The organism is Waterburya sp., assembly GCF_058530065.1.
Window position 1 is genome coordinate 1 of the sequence record NZ_JBZNBU010000161.1, and the last position, 4,506, is coordinate 4,506.

3 protein-coding genes are annotated in these 4,506 nt (G+C 43.2%); 1 reads left to right on the top strand and 2 read right to left on the bottom strand.

What is annotated here, in order from left to right; translation table 11 throughout:
- Nucleotides 1-411 precede the first annotated feature (411 nt).
- Nucleotides 412-2,349 carry an amylosucrase gene (locus AC33VI_RS10155; RefSeq protein ID WP_491782145.1) on the bottom strand — a complete coding sequence of 646 codons (1,938 nt, stop codon included), beginning with the start codon at nucleotides 2,347-2,349 and terminating at the stop codon, nucleotides 412-414.
- Between the two features lie 235 nt (nucleotides 2,350-2,584).
- On the opposite strand from AC33VI_RS10155, the gene AC33VI_RS10160 reads away from it, so the two are divergent.
- Nucleotides 2,585-2,824: a KOW domain-containing RNA-binding protein gene (locus AC33VI_RS10160; protein WP_491782146.1), complete on the top strand. Its 240-nt coding sequence runs from the start codon at nucleotides 2,585-2,587 to the stop codon at nucleotides 2,822-2,824.
- Here the strand turns inward: AC33VI_RS10160 and AC33VI_RS10165 are convergent.
- Nucleotides 2,821-4,503 (bottom strand): L-lactate permease, encoded by a 1,683-nt coding sequence (locus tag AC33VI_RS10165; protein WP_491782147.1) that lies wholly within the window; start codon nucleotides 4,501-4,503, stop codon nucleotides 2,821-2,823. The genes AC33VI_RS10160 and AC33VI_RS10165 overlap by 4 nt on opposite strands.
- Between the last annotated feature and the right edge of the window lie 3 nt (nucleotides 4,504-4,506).

Here is a 4,506-nt window from a genome sequence, read left to right on the forward strand (position 1 = left end):
ACAAGTTAAGAAACTTACCTATTAGTCAACTACTATATATGGTGCTTAATTTATTTTTAAACCCTATATGTAGTTTGAGTTAAATCTAGAATTGCCCTCGCGCTCCTGCAATAATTCAAGGTCATAACCATCCCAATTACTCATTACTTATTACTTATTACTTATTACTTATTACTTGAAAGCGTTTGACTTTAAACACAAAGCGTTAAGTTGTCACCAATGCCCTAACCCCTAAACCCAATCTCAACTATCCAATTAATTTTGCACAACTACTTATTACCTGCATTATCTTATGCCAATCTTTTGAGCTTCAGATAGAAAATAGTTTAATCCTTGACTATTTTCTAATCCTACTGCTCTTGCTATCTTCGGTATAGTCATAAAAGAGGGATAACTCCGAACTCCGAACCACTACAACAAAATCGCTAACTGATAGGGTTCTAGAATTAATTCTTTGACCGCAGAAACCGTTTTTCCCGAAACCAGATCCGTCAGAATCTTACGCATTCCTAACCATCTTAATTGTTTGCCTGCAATTGTCTCTTGGCGATCGCTAAAGTTTGCTAAGACTAAAACGTTTTGCCCTTGATGGTGGCGAAAATAACCAAAAATGCGATCGCTACCAGTGTCGATAAATTCAGTTTTAGCACGGCTGAAGGCGCGGTTGTGTTGGCGAATCTGGATTAGTTTAAGCAAGCCGAGGTAAATTCGTCCTGGGATGCTAGTGCTATCTTTGCGTTGTTCTGCCAGTTGCCAATTAAAAGCCGAACGATGAACCCAACGGCTATCTCCAGCTTTCTCTGGAGACTCAACATAGGTATAGTCATTTAAAGTCCCCAGTTCGTCTCCTAAATAAATAAGGGGAATACCACCAATCGTGAGAATGATTCCGTGTAGTAGTAGGATGCGTTTAATTGCTAAATCGATCTTGTCAGGATCTTGGTTGTCCTCGATCTTGTCCAGACCACAGAGAGATGCTGTAGTACCAACGATGCGGGCTTCTCCATCGGGCTTTTCTTGAAACGTTAAACCATGGGCAAAACTACCTTCAAAGCGATCGGTATAGAATTCTGTCAAAAATCGACGGTGTTTATCGGGGTCGATCGCTAAATCCTGCATATCTTCATTGGAAATTCCCCAGCCAATATCATCGTGACAGCGAATATAGTTGACCCACGCACACCCTTCTGGGAGAGCAAATCTTTTGTTTATTCCATGACGCAGTAGCCGAACATCTCTAACCGCTAGAGTATTCCAAAGTAGTGCCATCAACTGAGGATTGTATGATAGAGGGCATTCTTCTTTGCTGATGTAGCGCACTACCTCATCGGGATGGACGATTGCCTCAGACTTGAACGCCATAGCAGGGGCAGCAATTTGAACTACGGCATTAAATGCTTGTATCAATAGATGTGCTTCGGGTAAATTCTCGCAGCTAGTTCCCAACTTTTTCCATAAAAACGCCACTGCATCTAGCCGTAAGACTTCTACGCCCACGTTAGCTAGAAACAGCATTTCTTCTGCCATACGCGCAAACACCATCGGGTTTTCGTAGTTCAAATCCCATTGATAGTTACAAAAGGTAGTCCAAACCCAGCGACGAATTTGGTTGCGGTAGGTAAAACAACCTGGATGTTCGTCGGGAAATACGGAATTAACGGTTTCTTCAAAAGCATCGGGCTGTTGGCGGTCTGGGTACATTCGATAATATTCTTGATAATCGAGATCGCCTGATAATGCTCGTTGCGCCCACTCGTGTTCGTCGGAGGTATGATTAAACACAAAATCTATGACCAAGCTAATACCATGCTGCCTCAATTCGGTAGCTAGTTGGGTCAATTCCTCCATCGTTCCTAAAGCAGATTTAACTTCACGATAGCTGCTGATGGCGTAACCGCCGTCATTGTCGCCGTCGGGAGTTTTAAACAAAGGCATTAAGTGTAGATAAGTAATGCCCAACTCCTTGAGATAGCTCAGGCGATCGCGCAATCCTGGTAAATCACCCGCAAATAAATCCACATAGCACATTGCCCCTACCATACGATGGGACTGATACCAGTGAGGATCTGCCTGGCGCATCACGTCTAAAGCTTTAAGATCGTCGGATCTAGCTAGCCACATCTTAGTCGCGATCGCGAGAATATTTTCTAGATGATAAAAGAAGTCGTACTGATTGCCATAAAGTTGATACAGCAAACGAAATAAACGAGAAAAATGAGTTTCAATCCTCTTTGTGTATTCTTGCCATGCTTCAGGTTCGACGCGCTCGGCAAATCGTTCTGATAATCTCGGCAGCAAACGGGATAAAGAAGTAGTAATTTGTCTTTGTTGGGAATCAGCCCGATCCATCTTCTCAAAAGCTAAGTAGTAATTTAATCAGCCCAGTAGTAAAGAAATCTTAGTTTGCCGTTATCTAGTTTGAATTCTTTAATTTTGATATTATCTCGCCTAGTGAAACTTTTTTCCTCCCTTCTTCATAAATTCCTCAAACTGTGAACGTAATTTGAAAATAGACAGATATTTTGTACCTTTAATTGAATCGAGCAATTTGTCTGTCATCGTTTTTGCTTTGAGAGAAAATGAAATGAGCAATTCTGAATTTAAAGCATTTTCTAGTGGCGAGCGCAATTTACCAAACTATACTCAAGGCGCGCCAGTCAAAATTATTAAAGGTTCTTTAAAAGGTTGTAGGGGCAAAATATCAGGTTGCACCAGCGATGGCGTTTATTTTGTTTCAAGAGACAAATGTGACGTAGAAGCCGATCGCATATTCAGTCCCATAGGTCTTTTTTTACCAGAAGAGTTTGAGCTAATCGATCGCTAGATAAATCCAGGTAAATAAATAGCGATCGCTCCTAGAATTCCTGCCCCTAACAAATAGTAAATTAGGGGTAACAGAACCCGACGAATCAATAGCCCTTCGCAACCTACCAAACCCACCGTCGCCGAGGCAGCGACGATATTAGAGACGCAAATCATATTCCCCGCAGCAGCCCCGATTCCTTGTAATGCAGTAACAATCACCCCCGAAACTCCAATTTTCGCAGCTACGCCAAACTGAAACAGCGAAAACATCATGTTGCTAACGGTGGCACTACCCGCAATAAAAGAACCGATCGCGCCGACTACAGGGGCAAACAAGGGATAGCTATTACCAGTCAAACTAGACATTCCATCTGCTAGGGTAACGGGCATACTATCAAACCCTGATAGATTAAAGCCAGAATTTATAAACACCCTCGCCATCGGTACGGCAGCAGCCAAAACTAACGCCGTTCCCAACAAAGTCGAGGCAGCTTCTTGAGTTGCTTTTATTACATCCCTACGACTCATGCGGTGGAAGAAGTAAGTTAAGATTGCCACCACAATAAAGATCGTTCCTGGCAGATAAAAAGGTTGCGAACTAATGCTAATTTCCGTCCCCCAAACATTGGGAAGATTGAGATTAGGGGTTCTTAAAATCTGTTGGATGGGCAACCAAGACAATCTCGATAGCATCAGCAACAATCCCACTAAAACATAGGGAATCCAGGCTTGAGTTAAAGTTAACTTTCGGTCTTTACGGTCGTTGTTTATCGTAGCTTTTAGGCTGCCAGACCATTCATCCGCCCACGTCTTTGCAGGGGGAAAGTCCCAGATGTGTTGGGGAGTTAAGAACTCTTTCTGCGCTGCGGGAACGACGATCGCTAAACCCACTAAGCCACCAATCAAAGAGGGAAATTCTGCGCCGAGAACAATCGCCGTCAAACAAGAAGGAACGGTAAAAGCCAATCCAGCAAACAGGGCAAACCACCCTACTTCCAATCCTTCCCACCATGATTTGCGCCGTCCAAAATAGCGAGTCAAAACACAGACCATAAATAAGGGAATCAAAGTACCGATGATGCTGTTGAGTACGCCAACTCTGATTACTATCAGTCTGAAATATTCTGCATAGCTATAAGACTGCTGGGCAAGATAATCGGTTACTACAACCGCACCCTCCAAACCAGTATTAATTCCCAAGGAAACAGGAATACCTACCGCACCAAACACCACTGCGGTACTGTTAGCAATCAAGGCGATCGTCACCGCAGCCAGGGCAGGAAAGCCCAAAGCGACTAACAACGGACTGCAAACCGCAGCAGGAGTACCAAAACCTGAAGCACCTTCTAAAAATCCGCCAAATAACCAAACGATGATAATTGCCTGAATGCGCCTGTCGGGAGAAATAGCTAATAAACCCCGACGAATAGTAGCGATCGCCCCCGACTCTCTTAAAATATTCAGCAATAAAATCGCGCCAAAGATGATATAAAGAATCTCTGTTGCCATCACCAAACCTTGAATGGTGGAAGCAGCAACTACCTTTAAGGGAACTTGCCAAACGAGTAAAGCGATCGCCGATGTCACCAGATACGCGATCGGCATCGCTTGTTTTGCCGATTTTTTAGCAATAACTAATAACAGAAAAACCGTAGCAATGGGAGCTAATGCCAGCAAACAATAAACTGCTAATTCCATCGA